This is a genomic window from Streptomyces sp. NPDC111628 (assembly GCF_055635195.1).
Map to the genome: position 1 here is coordinate 164,232 of NZ_JBVKBZ010000004.1, position 24,365 is coordinate 188,596.

General features: G+C 72.4%; 23 protein-coding genes. 11 read left to right on the forward strand and 12 right to left on the reverse strand.

All coding sequences use genetic code 11. The features are described from left to right. The first annotated feature begins 162 nt into the window (after positions 1-162). Genes ACZ7MF_RS22710 through ACZ7MF_RS22725 form a run of 4 tightly spaced genes read left to right on the forward strand, consistent with a single transcriptional unit; the run spans position 163 to position 3,768 of the window. Positions 163-969 (forward strand): ABC transporter permease, encoded by an 807-nt coding sequence (locus ACZ7MF_RS22710; protein WP_471479163.1) that lies wholly within the window; start codon positions 163-165, stop codon positions 967-969. Next, positions 962-1,813, forward strand: coding sequence for an ABC transporter permease (locus tag ACZ7MF_RS22715; protein WP_471479165.1), 852 nt, complete (start codon positions 962-964; stop codon positions 1,811-1,813). The genes ACZ7MF_RS22710 and ACZ7MF_RS22715 overlap by 8 nt, the downstream gene beginning before the upstream one ends. A 32-nt stretch (positions 1,814-1,845) precedes the next feature. Further along, positions 1,846-2,889, forward strand: a complete 1,044-nt coding sequence (locus tag ACZ7MF_RS22720; RefSeq protein WP_471480090.1) for an ABC transporter ATP-binding protein — start codon at positions 1,846-1,848, stop codon at positions 2,887-2,889. A gap of 33 nt (positions 2,890-2,922) precedes the next feature. Beyond that, positions 2,923-3,768, forward strand: coding sequence for a DUF1707 SHOCT-like domain-containing protein (locus ACZ7MF_RS22725; RefSeq protein WP_471479167.1), 846 nt, complete (start codon positions 2,923-2,925; stop codon positions 3,766-3,768). Between the two features lie 24 nt (positions 3,769-3,792). Here ACZ7MF_RS22725 and ACZ7MF_RS22730 read toward each other — a convergent pair whose 3' ends face one another. Then, a complete protein-coding gene (locus ACZ7MF_RS22730) occupies positions 3,793-5,157 on the reverse strand; it encodes an SGNH/GDSL hydrolase family protein (RefSeq protein ID WP_471479168.1) in 1,365 nt (454 codons plus the stop codon). A gap of 198 nt (positions 5,158-5,355) precedes the next feature. Here ACZ7MF_RS22730 and ACZ7MF_RS22735 point away from each other — a divergent pair, with 198 nt between their 5' ends. Genes ACZ7MF_RS22735 through ACZ7MF_RS22745 form a run of 3 tightly spaced genes read left to right on the forward strand, consistent with a single transcriptional unit; the run spans position 5,356 to position 8,688 of the window. Beyond that, a complete protein-coding gene (locus ACZ7MF_RS22735; RefSeq protein WP_471479172.1) occupies positions 5,356-6,714 on the forward strand; it encodes a DUF445 domain-containing protein in 1,359 nt (452 codons plus the stop codon). Positions 6,715-6,744: 30 nt separating this feature from the next. Continuing rightward, positions 6,745-8,271 carry an MFS transporter gene (locus ACZ7MF_RS22740; protein WP_471479177.1) on the forward strand — a complete coding sequence of 509 codons (1,527 nt, stop codon included), beginning with the start codon at positions 6,745-6,747 and terminating at the stop codon, positions 8,269-8,271. A 57-nt stretch (positions 8,272-8,328) separates the two neighbouring features. Further along, a complete protein-coding gene (locus ACZ7MF_RS22745) occupies positions 8,329-8,688 on the forward strand; it encodes a VOC family protein (protein ID WP_471479178.1) in 360 nt (119 codons plus the stop codon). Positions 8,689-8,703: 15 nt separating this feature from the next. On the opposite strand, the gene ACZ7MF_RS22750 is transcribed toward ACZ7MF_RS22745, so the two are convergent. Then, a complete protein-coding gene (locus tag ACZ7MF_RS22750; protein ID WP_356858487.1) occupies positions 8,704-9,006 on the reverse strand; it encodes a hypothetical protein in 303 nt (100 codons plus the stop codon). Between the two features lie 150 nt (positions 9,007-9,156). On the opposite strand from ACZ7MF_RS22750, the gene ACZ7MF_RS22755 reads away from it, so the two are divergent. After that, entirely contained in the window at positions 9,157-10,041 is an 885-nt protein-coding gene (locus ACZ7MF_RS22755) for an alpha/beta fold hydrolase (protein ID WP_471479180.1), read from the forward strand. Between the two features lie 102 nt (positions 10,042-10,143). Continuing rightward, positions 10,144-10,617 carry a carboxymuconolactone decarboxylase family protein gene (locus ACZ7MF_RS22760; RefSeq protein ID WP_471479182.1) on the forward strand — a complete coding sequence of 158 codons (474 nt, stop codon included), beginning with the start codon at positions 10,144-10,146 and terminating at the stop codon, positions 10,615-10,617. Positions 10,618-10,683: 66 nt separating this feature from the next. On the opposite strand, the gene ACZ7MF_RS22765 is transcribed toward ACZ7MF_RS22760, so the two are convergent. From ACZ7MF_RS22765 to ACZ7MF_RS22795, 7 genes are all read right to left on the reverse strand, one after another. Then, positions 10,684-11,910 carry a cytochrome P450 family protein gene (locus ACZ7MF_RS22765; protein ID WP_471479184.1) on the reverse strand — a complete coding sequence of 409 codons (1,227 nt, stop codon included), beginning with the start codon at positions 11,908-11,910 and terminating at the stop codon, positions 10,684-10,686. An 11-nt stretch (positions 11,911-11,921) separates the two neighbouring features. Continuing rightward, a complete protein-coding gene (locus ACZ7MF_RS22770; protein ID WP_471479187.1) occupies positions 11,922-13,166 on the reverse strand; it encodes a cytochrome P450 in 1,245 nt (414 codons plus the stop codon). After that, positions 13,163-13,828, reverse strand: coding sequence for a GTP-binding protein (locus ACZ7MF_RS22775; RefSeq protein ID WP_471479189.1), 666 nt, complete (start codon positions 13,826-13,828; stop codon positions 13,163-13,165). Before ACZ7MF_RS22775 ends, ACZ7MF_RS22770 begins: the two co-directional genes overlap by 4 nt. Further along, complete coding sequence (locus ACZ7MF_RS22780; protein ID WP_115742341.1) at positions 13,806-14,159, reverse strand: DUF742 domain-containing protein; 354 nt, start codon at positions 14,157-14,159, stop codon at positions 13,806-13,808. Before ACZ7MF_RS22780 ends, ACZ7MF_RS22775 begins: the two co-directional genes overlap by 23 nt. Then, complete coding sequence (locus tag ACZ7MF_RS22785) at positions 14,156-14,578, reverse strand: roadblock/LC7 domain-containing protein (protein ID WP_471479191.1); 423 nt, start codon at positions 14,576-14,578, stop codon at positions 14,156-14,158. Before ACZ7MF_RS22785 ends, ACZ7MF_RS22780 begins: the two co-directional genes overlap by 4 nt. A gap of 2 nt (positions 14,579-14,580) precedes the next feature. Next, positions 14,581-16,200, reverse strand: a complete 1,620-nt coding sequence (locus ACZ7MF_RS22790) for an ATP-binding protein (RefSeq protein ID WP_471479193.1) — start codon at positions 16,198-16,200, stop codon at positions 14,581-14,583. Between the two features lie 497 nt (positions 16,201-16,697). Continuing rightward, positions 16,698-17,390 carry a TetR/AcrR family transcriptional regulator gene (locus ACZ7MF_RS22795; protein WP_471479195.1) on the reverse strand — a complete coding sequence of 231 codons (693 nt, stop codon included), beginning with the start codon at positions 17,388-17,390 and terminating at the stop codon, positions 16,698-16,700. 90 nt (positions 17,391-17,480) lie between these two features. On the opposite strand from ACZ7MF_RS22795, the gene ACZ7MF_RS22800 reads away from it, so the two are divergent. Further along, complete coding sequence (locus tag ACZ7MF_RS22800; protein WP_471479197.1) at positions 17,481-18,374, forward strand: SDR family oxidoreductase; 894 nt, start codon at positions 17,481-17,483, stop codon at positions 18,372-18,374. Between the two features lie 78 nt (positions 18,375-18,452). Here ACZ7MF_RS22800 and ACZ7MF_RS22805 read toward each other — a convergent pair whose 3' ends face one another. Continuing rightward, the gene (locus ACZ7MF_RS22805; protein WP_471479199.1) at positions 18,453-21,179 is read right to left on the reverse strand and encodes a hypothetical protein; all 2,727 of its coding nucleotides are present in this window, start codon (positions 21,177-21,179) and stop codon (positions 18,453-18,455) included. 257 nt (positions 21,180-21,436) lie between these two features. Here ACZ7MF_RS22805 and ACZ7MF_RS22810 point away from each other — a divergent pair, with 257 nt between their 5' ends. Further along, positions 21,437-22,951, forward strand: a complete 1,515-nt coding sequence (locus tag ACZ7MF_RS22810; RefSeq protein WP_471479201.1) for an MFS transporter — start codon at positions 21,437-21,439, stop codon at positions 22,949-22,951. A gap of 282 nt (positions 22,952-23,233) precedes the next feature. Here the strand turns inward: ACZ7MF_RS22810 and ACZ7MF_RS22815 are convergent, their stop codons facing one another. Further along, on the reverse strand, positions 23,234-23,797 hold the full coding sequence (locus ACZ7MF_RS22815) for a GNAT family N-acetyltransferase (protein ID WP_471479204.1): 564 nt from the start codon (positions 23,795-23,797) through the stop codon (positions 23,234-23,236). Between the two features lie 123 nt (positions 23,798-23,920). Then, a complete protein-coding gene (locus ACZ7MF_RS22820) occupies positions 23,921-24,343 on the reverse strand; it encodes a MerR family transcriptional regulator (protein WP_471479206.1) in 423 nt (140 codons plus the stop codon). Positions 24,344-24,365 lie beyond the last annotated feature (22 nt).

Consider the following 24,365-nt stretch of genomic DNA (forward strand, 5'->3'; position numbering starts at 1 on the left):
TCGCTTCGTACGGTTTTCGGAACGTCTGAGTTTCTTCTGGTGAAGACTCTCGCACCGCGGGTTCCGTTCCCACTCGACGGCACACCCGTGAAATTCCGTGGCAGGGGTCCCCGGGGGCGCACTAGGCTCCTGCGCTTTGGTGCCGGTCGGAAGGGGAGGGCTGTGAGTGCGGGCTCGGGGCGGTTGTACGTGGCCGTCGCGGCGGGGGGATTCCGACGGTACGCGACGTATCGGGCGGCCACCGCCGCCGGGGTGTTCACCAACACGGTCTTCGGTTTGATCCTGGTTTACACCTATCTGGCCCTGTGGGACGAGAAACCGCAGCTCGGAGGATACGACCAGGCGCAGGCCGTGACGTTCGTGTGGCTGGGGCAGGCGCTGCTGGCGGCGCTGGCGATCGGGGGCGGCGGGTTCGAGGACGAGCTGATGGAGCGCATCCGTACGGGTGACGTCGCCGTCGATCTGTACCGTCCGGTGGATCTTCAGCTGTGGTGGCTTGCGGCGGACGTGGGGCGGGCGGTGTTCCAGCTGCTGGGCCGCGGGGTGGTGCCGTTCGTGTTCGGGTCGCTGTTCTTCCCGGTGGCGCTGCCGCGGGAGGTGTCCGTGTGGGCGGCGTTCCTGGTGACGGTGGTGTTGGCGATGGTGGTGGGTTTCGCGCTGCGCTATCTGGTGGCGCTGTCGGCGTTCTGGCTGCTCGACGGCACCGGCGTGACGCAGATGGCGTGGCTGGCGGGGCTGTTCTGCTCGGGGATGCTGCTGCCGCTGAACGTGTTCCCGGGAGTGCTCGGCGACGTGGTGCGGGCGCTGCCCTGGTCGTCGCTGCTCCAGGGCCCGGCGGACGTGCTGCTGGGGGAGGCGGATCCGCTGCGGACGTATCTGTTCCAGGCGTCCTGGGCGGTGGCGCTGCTGGCGCTGGGGCGGCTGGTGCAGTCGGCGGCGACGCGACGGGTGGTGGTCCAGGGTGGCTGAGGTGGCCGAGGCGGCCCGGACGGAGGTACGGCGCGGGCGCGTCGTCGAGGGGGTGCGCACGTACGGGCTGATCGCCGGGATGTGGATCAGGTCGACGATGGCGTACCGGACGTCCTTCGTGCTGACGGCGTTCGGGAACTTCGCGATGACCGCGCTGGACTTCGTGGCGATCCTGCTGATGTTCTCCCGGGTGGACGCGCTGGGCGGCTACTCGCTGCCCGAGGTGGCGTTCCTGTACGGGCTGTCGGGGGTGTCGTTCGGGCTGGCCGACCTGGCGATCGGCTCCATGGAACGGCTGGGCCGCCGGGTGCGCGACGGCACGCTGGACACGCTGCTGGTACGTCCGGCGCCGGTGCTGGCGCAGGTGGCGGCGGACCGGTTCGCGCTGCGCCGTCTCGGCCGGGTGGTGCAGGGGCTGCTGGTGCTCGGGTACGCGCTGGTGGTCGTCGACATCGAGTGGACGGCGGCGAAGGTGCTGCTGCTGCCGGTGGCGCTGATCAGCGGGGCGGGGATCTTCTGCGCGGTGTTCGTGGCGGCGGGGGCGTTCCAGTTCGCGGCGCAGGACGCCTCGGAGGTGGCCAACGCCTTCACCTACGGCGGTACGACGATGCTTCAGTACCCGCCGACCGTGTTCGCGCTGGACCTGGTGCGCGGGGCGACGTTCGTGCTGCCGCTGGCGTTCGTGAACTGGCTGCCGGCGAGCTATGTGCTGGGGCGGCCGTATCCGCTGGACCTGCCCGGGTGGGTGGCGTTCACGCCGCCGCTGGCGGCCGCGGCCTGCTGTGCGCTGGCGGGGCTGGCCTGGCGGGCGGGCCTGCGTTCGTACCGGAGTACGGGGAGCTGAGAGGGCTGAGGGAGCCGACGGAGATGGCGGACATGGCGAAGACGGCGGACACGGCGGACACGGCGGGACCGGGGGCTGCGGCGGAGGCGGACGCCGCGGCGGGGGCCGACGCCGCGGCCTTCATCGAGCTGGACGGCGTCGAGAAGGTCTTCGACGTGCGCAAGAAGACGGGCTTCCTGAAGCGGGAGCGGCGGCAGGTGCGGGCGGTGGACGGGCTGTCGTTCACGGTGTCGCGCGGCGAGATGGTCGGCTACATCGGCCCGAACGGCGCCGGGAAGTCGACGACGATCAAGATGCTCACCGGCATCCTGACGCCGAGCGGCGGCCGGCTGCGGGTGGCGGGCATCGACCCGTCCCGGGAGCGGGTCCGGCTGGCGCACCGCATCGGGGTGGTGTTCGGGCAGCGCACGACGCTGTGGTGGGACCTGCCGCTGATCGACTCCTACCGGCTGATGCACCGCATGTACCGCATCCCGGACGCCCGTTACCGCGAGAACCTGGACCGCTGTGTCGAACTCCTCCAGCTCCAGGAGCTGCTCGACGTGCCGGTGCGGCAACTCTCCCTGGGGCAGCGGATGCGCGGCGACATCGCGGCGGCGCTGCTGCACGACCCGGAGGTGCTGTACCTGGACGAGCCGACGATCGGCCTGGACGTGGTGTCGAAGGCCAAGGTGCGGGGTTTCCTGCGGGACTTGAACGCCGAGCGCGGCACGACGGTGCTGCTGACCACGCACGACCTCCAGGACATCGAGCAGCTCTGCTCGCGCGTGATGGTCATCGACCACGGGCGGCTGATGTACGACGGCCCGCTGGACGGTCTGCACGAGGCGGGGGAGAGCGAACGCACCCTGGTGGTGGACCTGGAGCGGGAGTTGCCGCCGATCGAGGCGCCGGAGCCGGCCCGGGTGGTGCGGGTGGAGGGTCCGCGGCAGTGGCTGGCGTTCCCGGCGGCGGCGTCGGCGGCCGGGCTGGTGGCGGGGATCGCGGCCCGGTATCCGCTGGTGGACCTGTCGGTGCGGGAGCCGGACATCGAGTCGGTGATCGCGAAGATGTACGCGGAACGCGCGGGCGCGTAGTGTCCGGCGCGGTGACCTCGTAGGCTGCTGTACATGACCGACGACGCCCCGGAACTCCGCGCATCCGACGCCGACCGTGAACGAGTCGCCGAGGTCCTGCGCGACGCCCTTGCCGAGGGACGCCTGGACATGGCCGAGTTCGAGGAGCGGCTGGACGCCACCTACAGCGCGCGGACGTACGGGGACCTGGCGCCGATCACCCGGGACCTGCCGGTCGGCGGGGCGGGCGCGGCGCCCCGGGTGTCGATGACCAAGGAACCCGAGCGGGACGCGGGCTGGGCGGGGCGCATCACCGGCGCCGAGGGATCGTCGACCTGGGCCGTCGCCGTGATGTCCGGCTTCCAGCGCAAGGGGCGCTGGACGGTGCCGAGGCGGTTCAACTGCTTCGCGTTCTGGGGCGGCGGGGAGATCGACCTGCGCGACGCGGACTTCGCGGCGGGCGAGGTCGTGATCAACTGCGTGGCGATCATGGGCGGGATGAACGTGGTCGTGCCGCCGGGCGTCGAGGTGGTCGTGCGCGGCATCGGCTTCATGGGCGGCTTCGACCACAGCGAGGAGGGCGTGCTCGGGGACCCGGGCGCCCCGCGCGTGGTCGTGACGGGCTTCGCCTTCTGGGGCGGCGTCGGCGTCGAGCGCAAGGTGACGCGGGCCGAGCGGCAGCGGCTGAAGGAGGAGCGCCGCCAGGAGAAGCTGGAGCGCCGCCAGGAACGGGAGCGGGAGCGGCTGGAGCGCGGCTCGGGCCGGGCGGAGCTGGACGCCTCCCGCCACGACAGTCACGACAGCCACGGCGGCCACGGTTTCGACGGTCTGCACGACCTGCACGGCAGCAGCCGCGAGCGGGAGCTGGAACGGGAGCGCGAGCGGCGCCGGGACACCTGAGCGCCCCCCGCCCCGGCCGGACCGCTACGCCCTGACCGGCGCCGCGCCCTTCAGCGCGGCCAGGTCGATGACCTGGCCCATGCGCGCGTACCCCTTGTCGCCGGGGTGCAGGTGGTCGCCGCTGTCGTAGTCCGAGCGCATCCGGCGCGGGTCGTAGGGGTCGCGCAGGGCCTTGTCGAAGTCGACGACCGTGTCGAAGACCCGGCCGGAGCGGATCTCCTCGTTGACCTCCTGCCGCATCGTCTCGCGGGCCTTGGTGTAGCCGCCGTAGCCGCCGAACGGCGTGATCGTGGCGCCGACGACCCGCAGGCCCCGGGCGTGCGCCCGGTCGACGAGGGTGCGCAGGCCGGTGAGGATGCCGTCGCGGTCGGCGAGTTCCGGGCTTTTCAGGATGTCGTTGACGCCGAGGACGACGACGACGGCCTTGACGTTGGTGCGTTCCAGTACGTCCCGTTCGAACCGGCTCAGTCCGCTCGGGTTGTCGGCCGGCCGCCCCGACCTGCTGGTCAGGAGCCGGTTGCCGCTGATGCCCTCGTTGACGACGCTGTAGCGGGGCGTGTCCTGGCCGTCGCCCGCCGCCTCGTGCAGGCGGGCGGCGAGGACGTCGGTCCAGCGGTGGTTGGCGTCGCTCTCCGAGCGGGCGCCGTCGGTGATGGAGTCGCCGAACGCCACGACCGTGCCGTCGGCCTCGTGGCTCAGCACGTCGAGGGCGGTCAGGTAGCGCCAGTACGGCGTGGGGGTGGTGTACGCGACGGCGGTGACGTCCGCCGTGCGGTCGCCGTCGGCCAGGTAGCTGGTCTGCCGGGCCTGCGGATGGTAGGTCACCGGCCCGGACGGGATGGGGGAGTACGTGGTGACCAGGACGTTCGCCCCGTAGGGGATGGCGATGCGGGCGGTGTCGCTCATCACCTGGCCGCCCGCCGGGATGATCACCCGGGCGCTGCCGCCGAAGGTGAGCCGGCGCATGGTGTCGGCGATCGCGGCCGCCGTGTCGGGCCCCGCCGCCAGCGCGATCGAAGCGTGCGTGACGGTCAGCGGCGACTGCCCGTACAGGTTCGAGAGGGTGATCCGCGCGCTGGTGCCGCCGACCGAGGTGTGCACGACGTTGCGCACGGAGCGGCCCGCCATGCCGGTCGTCTCGGTGCCCGGCTCGGCCGCGGCCGGTGCGGTGGCCCAGGCGCCCACCCAGGCACCCGTGGAGGCGGGGGCGGCGTCCCCTCGCGGGAGACGGCCTCCGGCCTGCAGCGCGTGGTCCCTGCTGCCGTCGTCCGCGGACGCTCCGGCGTATATGGCCGCGGAGATCGCCACTATCAGGGTGACGATCGCCGCGAGCAGGGCACGGTGCTTGGTGGGGGGCGCCCCCGCACCCCCGTCACGACCCCGGGTCATGCTGTGCTGTTCTCCTCGGGCGAGGGGAGCCCCGAGGCTCCGGTCCGATGACCCCATGATGCGTCATGGGCGGAGGAAAGGCCGCAGAAGCCGCGGGCGTTCCCCCTCCAGGGCAGACGCCGGGAACTTGTGTTCCGTTCCAGGAGTCGGTCAGGAAGGGACAATGTGTGAGGGACGTATCAGCGAACGGTGGAGCGGATGGAACGCACGAAGGCGGAACTTCCTGAGGGCACGGGGGGTACGGGTGGTTCCGGGGGTGCGGGTGCGGGTACGGGTGCGGTCCGCGACCGTGCGATGACGTCCTTCAGCCCCGCCGACGAGGAGAAGCGCCGCGGCGTGCGCCGGATGAAGCTCACCGCCACCGGCCTGCTGCTCTTCGTCGCCCTGGTCTACGTCCTGACCGAGTGGGCCTCCCACCGGGGCGCGGGCGCCTGGGCGGGCTATGTGTCGGCGGCCGCCGAGGCCGGCATGGTCGGCGCGCTCGCCGACTGGTTCGCGGTCACCGCCCTCTTCCGCCACCCGCTCGGCATCCCCATCCCGCACACCGCGATCATCCCGAAGAAGAAGGACCAGCTGGGCGTCTCGCTGGGCGAGTTCGTCGGGGAGAACTTCCTCTCCGAGGCGGTCGTGCGCCAGCGGCTGCGCGCCGTCGGCATCGGCAGCCGCCTCGGCGCCTGGCTCGCCGTGCCCGAACACGCCGACCGGGTGACGGCCGAGCTGTCCGCCGCCCTGCGCGGGGCCCTCACCGTGCTGCGGGACTCCGACGTCCAGGCGGTGGTCGGCGAGGCGATCACGCGCCGTGCCGACGCCCAGGAGATCGCCCCCGGCATCGGCAAGATGCTGGACCGGGTGGTCTCCGACGGCGGTCACAAGCGTGCCGTCGACCTGATCGTCTCCCGCGCCCACGACTGGCTGATCCTGCACGGCGACTCCGTGATGGACGCCGTACAGGGCGGGGCACCCGGATGGACCCCCCGCTTCGTCGACAAGAGGATCGGCGACCGGGTCTACAAGGAGCTGCTGCGCTTCGTCACCGAGATGCGCGACATGCCCGCCCACCCCGCGCGCGGCGCCCTCGACCGCTTCCTCACCGACTTCGCCGCCGACCTCCAGTCCGACACGGAGACCCGCGCGCGGGTGGAGCGGCTGAAGACCGAGGTGCTGGGCCGCGGCGAGGTCCAGGACCTGATCGCGTCCGCCTGGACGGCCGTACGGTCCATGATCGTCTCGGCGGCGGAGGACGAGCGCAGCGAACTGCGGCTCAGGGTGCGCGCCTCGCTGCTCTCCCTGGGTGCCCGGATGGCCTCCGACGCCAAGGTGCAGGCCAAGGTCGACGGCTGGGTGGAGGGCGCCGCGGTGTACGTGGTGACCACCTACCGCAAGGAGATCACCTCGCTGATCACCGACACGGTGGCGGGCTGGGACGCCGAGCACACCACGAAGAAGATCGAGGCGAACATCGGCCGCGACCTCCAGTTCATCCGTATCAACGGCACGGTGGTCGGCTCACTCGCCGGGCTGCTGATCTACACGGTCTCCCGCATCTTGGGGGCGTAGCCCCGGCCCCCGCGGGGCACCCCTCACGCCATGACAGGAGACTCGTCGGACCCGCCGGACCCGTCGGGCTCGGTGCCCGCCTCCACGGGGACCGTCACCACGGCCGTCCCGGCCCGCCTGGACCGGCTGCCGTGGTCGCGCTGGCACTGGATGATCGTGATCGGCCTGGGCACCGTCTGGATCCTCGACGGCCTGGAAGTCACGATCGTCGGCAACGTCGCCGGACGCATCGCCGAGGACGGCAGCGGGCTGGACATCAGCTCCGCCCAGATCACCGGCCTGGCCGCCGCCCTGTACGTCGCCGGGGCCTGCTCCGGCGCCCTGTTCTTCGGCTGGCTGACCGACCGGCACGGCCGCAGGAAGCTGTTCATGATCACGCTGGTGGTCTATCTGGCGGCCACCGCGCTGACCGCGGTCTCCTTCGAGTCCTGGTGGTTCTTCCTCTTCCGCTTCCTCACCGGCTTCGGCATCGGCGGCGAGTACGCGGCGATCAACTCCGCGATCGACGAGCTGATCCCGTCCCACTACCGGGGCCGGGTCGACCTCATCATCAACGGCAGCTACTGGCTGGGCGCCATCGGCGGCGCCCTGCTGTCGATCGTGATGCTGGACACCGACATCTTCGCCAAGGACCTCGGCTGGCGGCTCAGCTTCGCCCTCGGCGTGGTCCTGGGCCTGGTGGTGCTCCTTGTGCGGCGGCACGTCCCGGAGAGCCCACGCTGGCAGTTCATCCACGGCCAGGGCGAGAAGGCGGACACCCTCGTCTCCTCGGTCGAACGGGAGATCGAGCGGGAGAAGGGTGAGAAGCTGCCGCCGCCGGCCGGTGAGATCACCATCCACCAGCGCAAGTCCATCGGCTTCGGCCTGATCGCCAAGACCGTCTTCGGCCGCTACCCGCGCCGCGCGGTCCTCGGCCTGTCCCTCTTCATCGGGCAGGCCTTCCTCTACAACGCGATCACCTTCGGCTTCGGCACCATCCTCATCACCTTCTTCGACGTGCCGACCGGCAGCACCGGCTACTACTTCGCGGTCATCGCCGCGGGCAACTTCTGCGGCCCGCTGCTCCTCGGCCACCTCTTCGACACGGTCGGCCGCCGCATCATGATCTCCAGCACCTATCTGATCTCCGGCATCCTGCTCTTCGGCACGGCCTGGCTGTTCGACCGGGGCTCGCTCACGGCGACGACCATGACGGCCTGCTGGTGCGTGGTGCTGTTCTTCGCCTCGGCGGGCGCCTCCAGCGCCTACCTGACGGTCTCCGAGATCTTCCCCATGGAGACCCGCGCCATGGCCATCGCCTTCTTCTACGCCCTCGGCACCGCCGCCGGCGGCATCAGCGGCCCGCTGCTCTTCGCCGACCTGACCGAGTCCGGCGTGGTGGGCGACACGGTCCTGGCCTTCCGGATCGGCGCCGGGCTGATGTGCGCGGCGGGCCTGGTCGCGGCGTTCCTCGCGGTGAAGGCGGAACGCCGCTCGCTGGAGGACATCGCGGAGCCGCTGTCGACGGCGGTACCGGATTCGCCGGGAACGGCGGGCCCCGGCGCGAAGACCGCGTAGCGTCGCACACGCCGACCCGACCCGACCGGCACGGACGCCAGACGCCGAGGAGCCCCGATGAGTATCCGCAGGATCGTCCCCAACATCCACGTCCAGGCCGAGGAGCAGTGGAACACGAGCCGCGAGTTCTACGGCCTGCTCGGCTTCGAGGAGGTCATGGACATGGGCTGGGTGACGACCCTCGCCTCCCCGTCCAACCCCACCGCCCAGATCAGCCTCTTCACCGAGGAGCGCACCGCGCCCGTCGTCCCCGACCTGAGCGTGGAGGTCGAGGACGTCGACGCGGTCTACGCCCAGGTGGTCGCGTCGGGCGCCGAGATCGTCCGGGAGCCGCAGGACGAGGAGTGGGGCGTACGGCGCTTCTTCGTACGGGACCCGAACGGCCGGGTGATCAACGTACTCACCCACCACGCCTGACCGGCACCGCCGCGTTCAGGAGCGCCGGTCGGCGACCGCCCACGAGGCCAGCGCCACGGCACCCGCGACACCGAACACGGCGGGCCAGGCGCCCACCTTCTTGGCCAGCGGGTGCGACCCCGCGAAACCGGCGACGTAGGCCGCCGTCAGCGCACCCGCGGCCTTCCCGCCGGCCCGGGCCCGCCACTGCTGCGCGGCGGCGGCCCCGGCGACGGCGAGCACGGCCCCGCCGAGCTGCCGCTTCTTCGTCCAGCGGGCCACGCCGTACCCGCCCACCAGACCACCCGCGGCGACCACCGCGCTGGGAACCCTCGCCATCTCTGCCTCCTGCCCCGCCGGACCCGTTCCGGCGTACCGACTTGTCGGGACCGAGGCTAATCCCCACCCCTTTCGGCCGAACACCGAGCCCTGATCGCGACACTTCCGGGTATCCGCTGCGTTGGGGAGACGAGCACCCGGAGGAGACCGATGACCACGCAGCGCCCCCGCACCTACGACCCGCCGCGCCCCCGGACGGTCACGGTGGACGGCGCCCGCGTCGCCTGCTGGGAGTCGGGACCGCCCGACGCCGAACCGGTGGTCCTCCTGCACGGCTACCCCGCCGACCACCACTGCTGGCGCCACCAGGTCCCGGCCCTGTCGGTCCGGCACCGGGTCATCACGCCGGACCTCCTCGGCTGGGGCGCGTCCGACCGCCCCCTCCACCTGCCCTTCGACTACGACACGGAGGTCGCCCGGGTCGGCCGGCTCCTCGACGCACTGGACCTGGACTCGGTGAACCTGGTCGGCCACGACTACGGCGGCTTCCTCTCGCTCGGCTTCACCCAGCACCACCCGGGCCGGGTGCGCAGGCTGGCGCTCCTCAACAGCCGCGCGCACGACACCTTCACCCGCCGCTGGTACGCCGTGTTCAGCCTGCTCGGCCTCGCCGGACGCAGCCCCCTGCTCCGGCGCCCGGCACGGCACCTGCCGTACGTCGCCCTCCACCGCCGTTCCTTCGCGCCGCTCGTGCGCGCCGGCCACCTCGACGCCCACGTCCTGGACGGCTACGTCGACTGGATGGCCGAGCCCGAGGGCCGCCGCTGGCTGCTCCACTACTTCGGTGAGTACCGCACCCCGGCCCGCCCCGGGCTGCGCCGGGGGCTGTCCGGCATCACCTGCCCGACGGCCGTCGTCTGGGGCCGCGCGGACCCGTACCTGAGCCCGGCGATCGCGACCGAGCTGGCCGGGTCGGTGCCCCGCGCCGAGCTGACGATGCTGGACGACGCGGGCCACTGGGTGATGGACGAACGCCCGGCCGCCGTGACGCGGGCGCTGGGCCGACTGCTGGAACGCACTACTCCGAACGGGTGAGACGCAGGTCACAAGTGGGCCGTGGTGCGGCCTGTCACATCGCGCCGCCGGCGTCCGTCGTAGCTGTGTACGACCGACGGAACAACGATGAGGGAGTCCACCATGGAAGCGCGTCTCAACCTGTTCACCAACCCGCTCGCCGGCAAGCTGCTGCGGCACATCAACTCCGCCGGCAAGGCCGTGACCGACTCGGCGCTGCCGGCCGCGACCCAGGAACTGGTCAAGATCCGCGCCAGCCAGATCAACGGCTGCGGCGCCTGCCTCGACATGCACACCAAGGACGCCGCGAAGGCGGGGGAGACCTCGCTGCGCCTCAACCTGGTCGCCGCCTGGCGGGAGGCCAAGGTGTTCACCGACGCGGAGCGCGCCGCCCTCGAACTGACCGAGCAGGGTACCCGCCTCGCCGACGCCTCCGGCGGCGTCACCGACGAGGCCTGGGCCAACGCGGCGAAGCACTACGACGAGGAGCAGCTCACCGCCCTGGTCGGGCTGATCGCCGTCATCAACACCTACAACCGCCTGAACGTCATCACCCAGCAGCCGGCCGGCGACTACGAGCCGGGGATGTTCGGCTGAAGCCGGCACCCCTCAGCCGCAGTCCCGGCCGTTCGGTCCCGGCCGCCCGGTCCCGTCGCCCGCCGCTCAGCCGGCGTGCAGCAGGACCGGGAGCCGCTGGTGGCCGTTGCTGATCAGGGAGGGCACGGGTGGCAGCTCCTCGGCCGGATCGGCGAGGCGGATGTCCGGGAAGCGGCCGAAGAGACTCTTCAGCGCGAGGGTCACCTCCATGCGGGCCAGCGGTGCGCCCAGGCAGAAGTGGACGCCGTGGCCGAAGGCCAGGTGCTCCTTGACGGTGCGGGTCGCGTCGAAGGTGTCGGCGTCCTTGTGCCAGTCCGGATGACGGTTGGCGGCGGCGTACGAGGCGAGGATCGGCTCCCCGCGGGCGATGGTCCGCCCGTCCGGCAGGACGATGTCGGTGACCGCGTACCGCAGCGGCAGATGCTTGACCGCCGGTTCGTGGCGCAGCGTCTCCTCCACCACGTCCGCCCAGGTGACCTCGCCCTTGCGGACCAGTGCGAGCTGGTCGGGGCGGGTCAGCAGGGTGTGCACCGCCTGGTCGATGACGTTGACGGTGGTCTCGTACCCGGCGCTGATCATCAGCAGCAGGGTGTCGCGCAGCTCATCGGGGGAGAGACGGTCGCCGTCCCCCTCGTCGTCCCGCGCGGCGATGAGCAGGGACGTCATGTCGTCGCCCGGGGCGGCGGACTTGGTCGCGATGAGCTGGTCCAGGACCTCGTACAGGCGCGCGGTGTTGGCCTGCGCCTCGGCCTGGTCCAGGGTGGTGTCGAAGACGCCGTCCACGACGGCCCGGAAGTCCGGCCGCTGCTCCTCGGGCACGCCCATGAGGTGACCGATCACCGCTATGGGCAGCGGGTAGGCCAGCTCCTGGCGCAGGTCGGCCGGCTGACCTGCGGGCAGCTCCGCGAGCCGGTCGACGAGACCGGTCACCATCGCCTCGACGGCCGGCCGTATCGCGTCGACGCGGCGGGCGCTGAAGGCGGGCGCCACCAGCCGGCGCAGCTTGCGGTGATCGGGACCGTACGCGGTGAACATGTTCTCCACCGCCACCCACAGGGCCAGCGGCCAGGTGCCGACGACCTCGCCGAAGGCGGGCCAGTGCGCCCGGGCGTCCTTGGAGACGTCGGGGCTGGTGAGCAGTTGTTTGAGCAGGGCGGGGTCGGTGATCGACCAGGCCTGGACCCCGAGGACGTCCACCCAGGTGGCGGGGCCGCCCTCCCGCAGGGTGCGGTGCTCGGCGTGGTGGTCGGCGCCGGTGGGGTCGAGGACGAGGGCGGGCTGCTGGGTCGCCATGACCTGGCTCCTTAGTGTGCGGCTCGGTGCGCGGCGGGCTGCGCGGCGGGGAAGGTGACGGGCAGGGATTCGAGGGCGCGGTGGAACGGACCGGGTCGCCAGGCCAGTTCGGCCGGGGGCCGGGCGAGGTCCGTCTCGGGGAGCGCGTCCAGGAGGTGGGTGACCGCGGTCTCGGCGATGAGGTAGGCGTGCGAGCGGGCGGGGCAGGTGTGCGGACCGGTGCTCCAGGCCAGGTGGGCGCGGTTGCCGCCGTGCTGTCCCTGGGGCACGCCCTCCGTGAGGGCCGGGTCGTTGTTCGCGGCCGCCATCGATATCACCACCGGCTGGTCGGCCGGCAGCAGCACGCCCTCCACGTCGATGGGGTACGGGGGATAGGAGATGCAGTAGTTCGCCATCGGCGGGTCGGTGTAGAGGACGGCGTCGAGCGCGTCGCGCACCGTGGAGAGCCCGGCGTGCAGGTCCGCGGAGAACTCCTCGTCGGTGAGGATCTTCAGGATCGTGTTGCTGATCAGGTTGGTCATGGGTTCGATTCCGGCGCCGTAGAGCGTGACGAGCTGGTGGCTCATCTCCTCGTCGCTCAGCTCGACGGGGTGGAGGGCCAGCCGGGAGGTGATGTCGTCGCCGGGGTGGGTCCGGCGCAGGGTCACGAGGTCGGACACGGCCTGCGCGAGGATCACGTTGCCCTGCTCGGCGTTGGTGGTGTCGAAGATCTTCGCCATGCCGTCGGCGATGCGCTGCCCGATCTCGTCCGGGCAGCCGAGCAGTGCGCTCAGCACGCGGAAGGCGATGGGGAAGGAGTACTGGGTGAGCAGGTCGGCCGAGCCGACGGTGCGGAACCCGTCGATGGCCTCGGAGGCGACCTGCTCGACGAGGGCGCGCAGCCCGTGCTGGTCGACCTGGTCGATGGCGTGGGTGTTCGCGGACCGGTAGCGGGTGTGCTCGGCGCCGCCCGAGCGCAGCGCGTTGGGCCGCCACTCCATCATCGGCCGCACCGGGCAGGTCGCCGGGATCAGCTTCTCCCACGCGCGGGGGTCGGCAGGGAAGTGCAGCGGGTCGTTCAGGATGCGGCGGGCCTGGTAGTAGCCGATCACCAGGGTCGCGGGGACGCCGGGCGCCAGGTCGACGGGGACGAGCGGACCGTGGGTGCGGCGCATGCTCCGGTAGGCGGCGTGCGGGTCGGCGGCGAACTCCGGTGCGTACAGGGCGATCCGGCCAGGACCGCTCGCCGGCGCGGTCTCGGTGGAGGGCAACGTCATCGGCGGGACTCCAGGAGGGCGGCTGAACGGTGCTCGGAGAGGTACTCCGTGAGCGTGATCAGGGCGTGCAGGGAGGAGGTGCGGTCACGGGCGTCGCAGTACGTCAGCGGCGTGGCTGGTTCCAGGGCCAGCGCCTCGCGCAGCTCCGCCTCGGGGTAACCCGGGGATCCGGGAAAGGTGTTGATGGCGACGGCGTACGGGATGCCCGCACCGTCCAGCAGGCCGAGGGCGTCGTGGGAGGCGTCGAGGTCGCGGGTGTCGGCCAGGACGAGGCAGCCGAGGGCGCCTTCGGCGAGGTCCTCCCACAGCGGCTGGAAGCGGGACTGCCCCGGCAGCCCGAACAGGTACAGCGCGAGCCGTCCGCCGGCCATGTGGATGCGGCCGAAGTCCATCGCCACGGTGGTCGTCGTCTTGTGCGGGGTGCCGCGCAGATCGTCCACACCGGCGCTGGCCTGCGTGATCGGCTCCTCCATGCGCAGCGGCCGTACCTCCGAGACGCTGCCGATCAGCGTCGTCTTGCCGACACCGAAGCCGCCCGCGACCACGATCTTGGCGGACCGGGTCACCGTGGCCGGGACGTAGGTGACGGGCCGGTCGGTCCCGTCTGTTCCGTCGGTCCGGTCGGTCCGGTCGGCCCGGTCAGACCATGGAGCGAAGTCCACGGAGTACCTCCTGCAGCAGGTCGAAGTCGGGCTGGTCGTCGATCGCGGCGACCGGGCTGGAGAGGTGGCCGGAGTCCATCAGCGAGGAGACGAGGATGCGCACCGTGGAGGGCGGCAGCTCCAGCGCGGCGGCGATGTCGGCGACGGCCAGGCCGCCGTCCGCGCCGGCGAACAGCCGCATCACCCGGCGGGCGTCCGGGCCGAGGGTGTCCGTGGGACCGGTCGCGGCGATGACCACGCTCTCCAGGCGCACGTCCTCGCGTGCGCGGATCCGGCCCCCGGTGCGGACGTAGGGCCGGACCATGTCGGGATCGCGCCGCGGCCCGCTCATACCGGTTGGCCGCCGTCCGCGACCGGCACGCGCTCCTCCGTGGCCAGCTCGTGTCCCACCCGGGTGGCGAGCCGGACCATGTGGTGCGAGATCAGCCCGACGTCGGCGTCGGGGCCGGTCGTGCACACCGACAGCATGGTGTTCTTCGCGGCGGTCGTCGTCAGGCCGATGCAGCCGACCGACTCGATCAGCAGCTGCCGCATCCCCGCGCCGCCGGTGAACTCGTCCCAGGCCTTGCCCGCCGCGCGCAGCGCCGCCGTCAGCGCGGCGAACCTCTCCCCGTCGTCCTGGCCGATCGTCTGCGTACGGGCCTTCAGCAGTCCGTCGCTGCTCATCAGCACGGCGTACCGGACGCCCTCGACGCTGCCGAGTTCCTGGTCCAGCAGCCAGCCCAGGCTGTTGGTGTGTGTGTCTTGCACGATCAGTGTCCTTCGTCGTCAGCGGCGTCGTGGGGGGTGGTGCGGGCGGCGGTGTCGGCGGGGGCCGGCGAGGGCTGCTCCCCGTCCCGGCCGCGGCGGGTCCCGGCCGCCCAGGCGGCGGCGACGGCGGGACGCCCGGGCTCGGTGTCGTCGGGGGCGGCCGGGCGCCGCGCGGGGGTGGGCGCGGCGGAGCGCCGGCGGACGGTCAGGCCGCTGGCGGTGGTGGAGTTGGTGGAGGTGGAGGTGGAGGTGGTGGTGGACGTGGAGATGGCTGGGTCGGGTACGGCCGCTGCGGCCGGGGCTCCGCCGGGGGACGCCGCAGGCGGAGCGGCGGGCTCGGCGACGGGCTCGCCCGGCGCGGCGGTTGCGGTGGGCTCGGCGACCGCGGCAGACGCGGCCACCGCCTGGGCCACCGGAGCCGCATGGGTCACCTGGGCCACCGGAGCCGCAGGGGCCGCCGGGGCTGCCTGGGCCGGTTGGGACGCATGGGCGGCAGGCCTCGGTACCGGCTGGGCCACCGCAGGGTCGACGATCAGGTTCTTCGGCAGGACGACCATGGCCCGGGTCCCCTGGTAGATGTTGGGCGCGGTCAGCTCGACTCGGAAGCCGTAGTTCTCCGCCAGCAGGGAGGCGACGCGCAGCCCGGTCTGGGGGTGGGCGCCCAGGCGCGTGATGTCGTCGCGCTGTTCGCCGGACATCACGTCGCTGGCCCACAGCAGCCGCTCGTCGTCCATGCGCAGCCCGGCGTCGTCCACGATCAGGAAGCACGCGTGGTGCCCCTGCTCCAGCGAGACGTGGACACTGGCGGCGGGCGGCGAGTAGCGCAGCGCGTTGTCCAGCAGTACGGCGAGCGCGTGCACGACCGCCTCCACGGCGCGGCCCTCGACCACCACGGACCCCATCTCGGGGTGCTTGATCCGCTCGTACCCCTCGATCCGGCCCATGGCCGCACGCACGATGTCGGTCAGCGTGGTGGCGGGCCAGCGCCGGGACAGCTTGTCCCCGGCGAGCACGGAGTACCCCGACGCCGTGAGCAGCATCTGCTGCGTGAGGTGGTCGATCTCCACGAGCGTCGCGTACGCCTCGTCCGAGATGTGCCGCCGTACACCCTGGCTGACGGCCCGGCCGAGCCGCGCGGAGCGGGCCACGACGTTGTTGGCGAAGCCGCGCACGGCGGCCCGGGCCACGCCGACGGACTCGCGGCGGGCCTGGGCGATCTGCCGCTCGGTGTCCTGCCGTACCCGCTCGGCGACGTGGACCGCGGCCCGTTCGGCGGCCGCCCGCTCCTCGGTCCGTACGTCGTCCACCGCCGAGGCCACCGCGCCGGGCACGGCACGCAGCCGCTCGGCGAGCGGTGTCCCGTCGAGCTGCGCCGGCACGAGCAGACCGCCCCCGGGGCCCGCGCCGCCGGGCCCGCCCTTCGCCGCCGCCGGGATCACGGTGGCCGCGAGGTGTCCCACGCACTGCTCCGCCGCGACGAGTTGCAGGGTCAGCCGGTCGGCGTGCTCGCGCAGCTGCTCACCACGGCGCCGGGCCTGCTCGGCCTTGCGCCGGAAGTACCACGCGGCCCCGGCTCCGGCCACCGCCAGCGCGGCGGTGGCGGTCACTATCAGTTCAGTCATCAGGTCCTCACGGATCGGAAGCCGTCGGTGTGGGCGAGGTGGCCGAGGCGGGCCGGCGCGCAGGGGCGGGGCGCCGGCCGGCCCGATGACGACCGGGCTCTCAACAGGCCGGAGCGGACCGGTGTCTCCCACGGTCGTCCCGTGCCGCGGAGTCGGCAGCGACGCGGTCGACGGCGAAGGCGCACGACATGGATCTCCCGGGAACAGGCGAGGGCCGGTACGAGGGCCGGTACGAGCAGGGGGTGCCGATGACGCGGACTCGAGACGGAGCGGGACCGCACGTCCCGAGGCGCCTCGAACTCCCGTATCCGCGACCGGCGTTCGGCATACGGAAGGGGACCATACCGCTTGTGCTCACGTTGTGCTGATGCTCGGTGCCGGACTCGTGATCACGGCCTGGAAGCGCCGGGGCTTTGGCGCGAAAAATGCCCCGATGAGGGCCGAACCACTGTGGCTGAAAAGGGAGTTGGCCCGTCGGGCGAGGTCCTGGTAGTGGCTCAGTCGGTGTCGGAGAGGCGCTTCAGCCACTCGCCGAGCAGCCGCTGCTCCGCCTCGCTGAGCACCGTCTGCTCGGGGAGGGTGGCGCGCAGCGCGCGGGCGGCGCCCTCCGGGCCGGCGTCCCGCACGGCCGGGCGTTCGTGGGTGACGGCGGCGACCATGGACTCGCGCAGGGTGGTGAACAGGGCCGGATCGCGCCGGTCCTCCGGCAGGGACAGCCAGGTGAGCACCGCGCCGCGCGCCGTGGCGTGGATGATCTGGGCCGCCAGCTCCTGGTCCACGCGGAGCCATCCGCCGGCGGCGAGCCGTCGCATGCGGGCCATCAGGATCTCCATGCCGGCCTTGAAGGCGGCCGAACCCGTGCGCGCCGGTTCGGTGTACATCAGCGTGTACAGCGCGGGATTGGCCAGACCGAACTCGACCGCCAGATCCCAGCCGTCCCGCAGGTCCTCGATCGGGTCCGGCGGATCCGGGTCGACGTGTTTGGTGGCGAGAAAGCTCGCGAAGCCGTGCTCGGCGACCGCGTCGAGCAGCCCGTCCTTGTCGCCGAACAGCCGGTAGATGGCCGGCGGCTGAAGTCCCGCCGCCTCGGCGACCGCCCGCGTGGTGACGGCGTCACGGCCGCCGCGCGTCAGCAGGCCGATGGCGGCCTCGATGACCCGCTGCCGGGTCTGGTCGGAACGAGAGGGCATGCAGCCAACGATACCGCTTTGGTGTTGCCATCGTGATTATCGCTGTTACTGTGAAAGTGATTCCACTGGAAACAGGAACGGGAGTGCGTCATGATCATCGTTACCGGAGCCACCGGACAGCTGGGCCGTCGGATCGTCGAGCACCTGCTCGCCCGTGTGCCGGCGGAACAGGTCGGCGTCAGCGTCCGCGACCCGGGCCATCCGCAGGCGCGGACCTTCGCCGACCGAGGGGTGCGGGTGCGCAGGGGCGACTTCACGGACACCGAGAGCCTCGCCCAGGCCTTCGAGGGCGCCTCCCAGGTCCTCGTCGTCTCCGTGGACAAACTGGGCGAGGAGTGCGTCAAGCAGCACCGCACCGCGATCGAGGCGGCCGTCACGGCGGGCGCCCGCCGCATCCTCTACACCAGCCAGATGGGCGCCGGCGCGGCGTCCCACTTCCAGGCCTGCCGCGACCACGCCGCCACCGAGGAGATCCTGCGCGGCTGCGGAGTCCCCTTCACCTCGCTGCGCAACGGCTTCTACGCCGCCAGCGCGACGCGCTTCCTCGGGCACGCCCTGGAGACCGGCCGGATCCTGCTCCCCGCGGACGGCCCGGTCGCCTGGACCACGCACGCCGACCTCGCCGAGGCGACCGCGGCCGTCCTGGCCGACGAGGGCCGCATCGACGGTCCCACGCCGCCCCTCACCGCCTCGCGGGCGCTGACCTTCGACGACATCGCGGCCCTCGCCACCGAGGTGACGGGCCGGGAGTTCACGCGGAGCACCGCACCCGAGGCCGCCTTCCGCGACCAGCTGATGGCCCAGGGCGTCCCCGAGCAGTACGCCGACCAGTTCCTCGGCATCTTCGCCGCCGCCCGCGCCGGCGAGTTCGCGACGACCGACCCGACGCTGGCCGCGCTGCTGGGCCGGGAGCCGGCCGGGATGCGGGAGGTGCTGGGGGAGGAGCTGCGGGAGGTGCCGGGCGAGCCGTCGTCCGAGGGCTGATCCGGTCCGCAGGGCGGGAGCGGGGCTGCCATCGCCGCTCCCGCCCCGCCCCGCCCCGCCCCGCTCCGTTCTGTTCCGTCAGGATCCGGAGCTCAGCTGGTCCGTGATCTCCTTGATCAAGTCGGCCTTGTTCGCCGGGTCCATGAGGTGCGCCTCCCACGTCGCCTGATCCATCCCGTGGTCCGCGGGACCGGCCTTGAGCACCACCAGCAGATCCATGGCGGAGCGGCGCAGTTCGGGCTGGGTGTCGGGACGCGAGAGCATGCCGTAGAGCTTGTGCGCCGCCAGCTGGCGCTTGTACTTCGAGATCTTCTTCCAGACCTTCATGGCGTGCTTCAGCGATTCCCAGGTGGGCAGGGCCTCCGGTACTTCCTCGCCGTGCGGCGTATAGCGCTCGGGGTGGTGCGCCTCCTGGAAGCGCCCGTAACCCGATCGCACTCCCTTGTAGGCGGTGACGCTGACGACGAGGCCCGCCCCCACCGCGGCGATGATCCAACCGGCCGGGTTGGACGCCAGGCCCACGGTGGCGACGACGGCCACGGTCGTGATGCCGCCCGCGCCCTTCAGGCCCTCGCCCAGGCCGCCGCCCACCGCCTCCTTGGCGCCCTTGGAGACCTGCTTCCGCCTCGCGAACTTCTTGGTCTGGTTCACGGTCCTCGCGTCGTCCTTGGCGGCGAGGTAGGGGATTTTGGCCTGGGCCTCGCGATGCGCCGCCGCCTCGTAGGCGGTCGCGGCGGCGTCGAGCGCCTCGTTCCATCCCTCCCGCGGGTGACCCTGGTCGGACTCCCTCTGCAGCGCCACGACCACGTCGTACGCGTCCTTGGCGCGCTGCTCCTCGGCATCCGCCGCAGCCTTGAGACGGTTCAGCACTTCGGCGTTGGCGGCCTCGGCGTCCGGGAGCTTCCCCAGGCCCCGGTACTTGCGGATCGCTCCGCCGGTCTTGAAGACGGCACGCATGCTCTTCGCCAGGCCGGCGACGCCGCTGAGCACACCGCTCGCCTCAGTCGCGGCCACGGTGCTCGCCACCCCCTGGACCTTGACCGCGTCCTTGGCGATGGCGCCCGCGTTGGCACCCGTACTGAGGACGCTCATGCCCGCGTCGCCCGCCTTGACCTTGGCCTTCCTGCGCGCGTTGTGGTACCCGGCTCCCGCCCTCTTCTGCAGGGACGTCCTCAGGTTCCGGAACGCGTCCGCGACGCTTGCCCCGAGAGCGAGGAGCTCCGCGCCGGCGCTCAGCGACGCGCCGGAGACCCCCGCGGCGGCGGCGTCGTGCTTGAGGGTTTCGGCGCCCGTCCCCCCGCCGGTGTCCGGCTTCGGGGCGTTGGCGGCCATTTCGGTGGCCTCCTGACCGAGGCCCGCGGCGGTGGGGGCCTGGACGCCCTTGCCCAGGGCGTCCGCGGGATCGAGGATCCTCTTCCCCTGGTCCGCGTTCTCGGCGACCGCCTTCAGGCGATCACTCCTGACCTCCGCTCTGGTCTCGGCGGCGGCCCGTTCGGTGGCGGCCGTGCGTGCTTCGTCCCTGGCCGTGTCGAGGCGCGTCTGGAAGTCGGGGTCGACTCCCATGCCCTGGGTGCCGGACACCGAGCCGCGCCGGGTGAGGTCGGCCGGGCCCGGCCGGGTGTCGGCCTCGGACCCGCGCCGGGTGCGCCCCGACGGGGTGAAGCGGGCCGCGAGGGCGGCCAGGCGTGCCTCTTCCGCGGCGGCGCGTTCGGCGGCGCGGCGTGCCCTCTCGGCCGCGGCGCGTGCTTCGGCGAGGCGGGCTTCCTCTTCGGCGGCGCGGCGTGCTTCGTCTCTGGCCGTGTCGACGTGTTCCTGGAAGCGGGGGTCGACTTCCATGCCCCGGGTGCCGGAGTCGGAGCCGCGCCGGGTGAGGGCGGCGGGGTCGGGCCGGGTGTCGAGGTCGGAGCCGCGGCGGGTGCGGCCCGACGAGGTGAAGCGGGCCGCGAGGGCGGCGCGGCGTGCTTCCTCGGCGGCACGTTCGGCGGCGGCGCGCGCTTCCTCCCTGGCCGTGTCGAGTTCCTCCTGGAAGCGGGCGTCGACTTCCATGCCCTGGGTGCCCGACACCGAGCCGCGCCGGGCGAGGTCGGCCGGGCCGGGCCGGGTGTCGAGGTCCGAGCCGCGCCGGGTGCGGCCCGACGGGGCGAAACGGGCCGCGAGGGCGGCGAGGCGAGCCTCTTCCGCGGCCGTGCGTTCCGCGGCAAGGCGCGCTTCCTCGGCGGCGGCGCGTGCCTCCTCCCGGGCCGCGTCGAGTTCCTCCTGGAAGCGGGGGTCGGCCTCCATGTCCTGGGTGCCGGACACCGAGCCGCGCCGGGTGAGGCCGGCCGGGGCGGGCCGGGTGTCGGACTCGGAGCCGCGCCGGGTGCGGCCCGACGGGGCGAAGCGGGTCGCCGTGGTGGCCTCGGGCGCCGCGACGCGTTCCGGAGTCCTGGTGGTGCCCCGGACTTCGGGAACGGAGGCGGGCTGCCGGGTGCCGGACCCCGTGTCGAGCGGGGCGCGGTCGGTCAGATCGCCGGGGGCCGAGCCGCCTCGGGCGCGGCCGGCCGGGGCGCGTCGGGCGCCGGGCTCCGAGCCGGGCCGGGCGGTGTCGGTCTCCGGGGTCCGCTCCAGGGTCCTGCCCCTGACGCGTTGCACCGTGGCGGTCGCCGCCTGGTTGCCGGCACTGGACTGGAGCCCGAGGAAGGCCTGCTCCGCCGAGGTCCCCGACCCGGACGAACTCCCGGTCCGTCCCTCCTCCCGACGCCGCCGGGCCGCTGCCAGGGCGGTAGCGGAAGTCCGTTCGGAGGTGCGGTGGACAGGGGCGCTCATGGACATACCTCTCCTGCTGCCGGACCGGGCCACGCGAAGGTAGCCAGGCACGGCGAACAGCAGGGGTGCGGAGGGGAAACACTCCACGGACGCGCGCGGAACGCCGCGGCGCCCGGATCGCCCCGTGTGGTCGCTCTCACACCCAAATCGGCGATCGAAACGCTGCCGTTCCGTTACGGCAGGCGTATGCTGATAGCGATACGAAACGGTTTCGTTTCGACGTGAACTCCCTGAATCAAGGACTGGAGTACGTCCCCATGTCCCAAATGACAGCAGAGTCGTCCGCGCCCCCGACCCGGAAGCCCGGCTCTCCGGCAGACGGAGCCTCGTCCGGTCGCCGCTGGTGGATCCTCGCCATGATCGGGCTCGCCCAGCTGATGGTCGTGCTGGACGCGACCATCGTGAACATCGCCCTGCCGTCCGCCCAGGCCGACCTCGGTTTCTCCGACGGCAACCGGACCTGGATCGTCACCGCCTACTCACTCGCCTTCGGCAGCCTGCTGCTGCTGGGCGGACGGATCGCCGACCTCTTCGGCCGCAAGCCGGCCTTCCTGGTGGGCATCGGCGGATTCGCGGTCGCCTCCGCGATAGCCGGCGCCGCCCCGAACTTCGAGGTACTCGTCACCGGCCGCGCACTGCAGGGCCTGTTCGGCGCGCTGCTGGCCCCGGCCGCCCTCTCCCTCCTCACCACCACGTTCACGGACGCCAAGGAACGAGCGAAGGCCTTCGGCATCTTCGGTGCCATCGCGGGCTCCGGCGCGGCCGTCGGCCTGCTGCTGGGCGGCGTGCTCACCGAGTACCTGAACTGGCGCTGGACCCTGTACGTCAACCTCATCATCGCGGCCGTCGCGATCGTCGGCGGCTGGCTGCTGCTGCACGGCACGGAGCGCGACCGCGGCGCCAAGCTCGATGTTCCCGGCACCGTTCTGGTCACCGCGGGACTGTTCGGCATCGTCTACGGCTTCTCCAACGCCGAGTCGCACGACTGGAGTTCGCCGCTGTCGTGGGGCTTCCTGGCCGCCGGCACCGCGCTGCTGGCCGTGTTCGCCTGGTGGCAGACCAAGGCCGCGCATCCGCTGCTGCCGCTGCGGGTGCTCCTGGACCGCGACCGTGGCGCTTCCTTCGTGTCCATGCTGGTCGCCAGCGCCGGGATGTTCGGCGTGTTCCTGTTCCTCACCTACTACCTCCAGCTCACCCTGGGCTTCTCCGCGATCCAGACCGGTGTGGCGTTCCTGCCCATGGTCGCGACGCTGATGCTGTCGGCGACCCTGTCCACCACCTTCATCCTGTCGTTCGTGGGACCGAAGATCGTCGTCCCCGTCGGCATGGCACTCGCGGCCGGTGGCATGTTCTGGCTCACCGCCCTGGGACTGGACAGCTCGTACGCCGCCAACGTCCTGCCGCCCCTCCTGGTCGCCGGCCTCGGTATCGGCCTGATCATGGCCCCGGCCATGAGTGTCGCCACCAGCGGCGTGGCCACCGAGGACGCCGGAGTCGCGGGCGCCTCCGTCAACACGATGCAGCAGATCGGCGGCTCCATCGGCACGCCCCTGCTCAACACCCTCGCCGCCAGCGCCGCCACGTCCTACCTCGTCGGCAGGGACCCGACCAACAAGCTCGTCCAGGCCCAGGCGTCCATGGAGTCCTACTCCACCAGCTTCCTGTGGTCGGCCGCCTTCTTCGCCGCGGGCGGGCTGATCGCGGCGCTGCTCTACCGGCGTGGCGTCCCGGCGGCGGCGAACCCCGACGCCGCCCCCTCGGTCCACATGTAAGCGGCATGTGGAGGCTCGCACCCACCTGTGGGGACGGGGCGGATGCGAGCGACGGGCCCGGTACTCTCGGCGATCTCGACGAGTACCGGGCCCGCTTCCGTGCGGGCAGCATGCTTTCCCGCTGGTCGCAGGCGCGCAGCCGTCCGTGCCGGGCGACGCCGCGTCGATCCCCGGACCGCACCCGCGCGGGTACGCACGCCCCAGCTGTTCATCGCCAAGCTCCCAAAGCCCGACCTGTCGGCCTGATCGGAGTGAAGCGGACCACCGGGGGCTGGTCCGCCGTCAAAGCGGTCCGGCCGACGGCCGCCACTCCCGCCTGATCAGCCCGTACACCCAGGAGTCGGACACCTCGCCGTCGACGACGCAGTCCTCCCGCAACGTCCCCTCGCGCACGAACCCGACCTTCTCCAGCACCCGGGCGGACGCCGCGTTGCGCGTATCGGCCTCGGCCTGCACCCGGTTCAGGTCCAGCGTGTCGAACGCCCACCGCAGCAGGGCGTGCGCGGCCTCCGTCGCATAGCCGTGGCCCCACATCGCCTCGTCGAGGCAGTAACCCAGCGACGCGCTGCGGTAGACCGGGTTCCACTCGACCAGGCAGCACCAGCCGACGAAGGAGCCGTCGGAGGCCCGGTCGACGGCCACCCGTACGCCCGTGCCCTCGTCCGCCATCTTCCGGCACATCGCGACGAAGCGCCCGGCGCGGGCCCGGTCGGTCCACGGCGGGGAGTCCCAGTAGCGCATCACCTGCCTGCTGCTGTGCATGGCGTAGAGGGACTCCGCGTCGTCCTCGGCGAAGGGTCGCAGCCGCAGGCGATCGGTGTCCAGGGTGGGGGTGGCCAGAGTCATGGCCGTCATCCTGCGCCCTCATGGGGCGGGCGCGACAGCGAATATCCGACCAAGGCGTCGCTGAAACGCCCGACCGGGCGCTACGCCCGCCCGCGTGACACGGCCTTCCCGGGCGCCACGGCCTCAGGCCGTAGGATCCCAGAGCCCACCGGCTTCGCCGCGCGCGAGGTGCTCGGCGTAGATGCCGACCTTCCAGGCGATGACGGACCGGCACTCCTCCAGCGCCTTGATCTGTGCGTCGACGCGCCGCTGATGAGCGTCGAGCAACCGCAGCCGTTCCGCCTCGTTGCCCGGTCCCTGGCGCACCAGTTCGGCGAACTGCTTGAGGTCGGCCAGCGGCATGCCGGATTCGCGGAGCTTGACGCAGATCAGCAGCCAGTCGACGTCGAAGGAGCTGTACCGCCGTCTGCCGCCCGACGTGCGTTGGACCGGCCCGACGAGCAGACCCTCGCGCTCGTAGAAGCGCAGCGCGTGCACGCTCAGTCCGGTCCGGTCGGCCACCTCGCCGATGCTCAGCGACTGCCCGGTTACTTCGGTGCTGGTCACGCAGCTCACCCCAGGGCTTGAT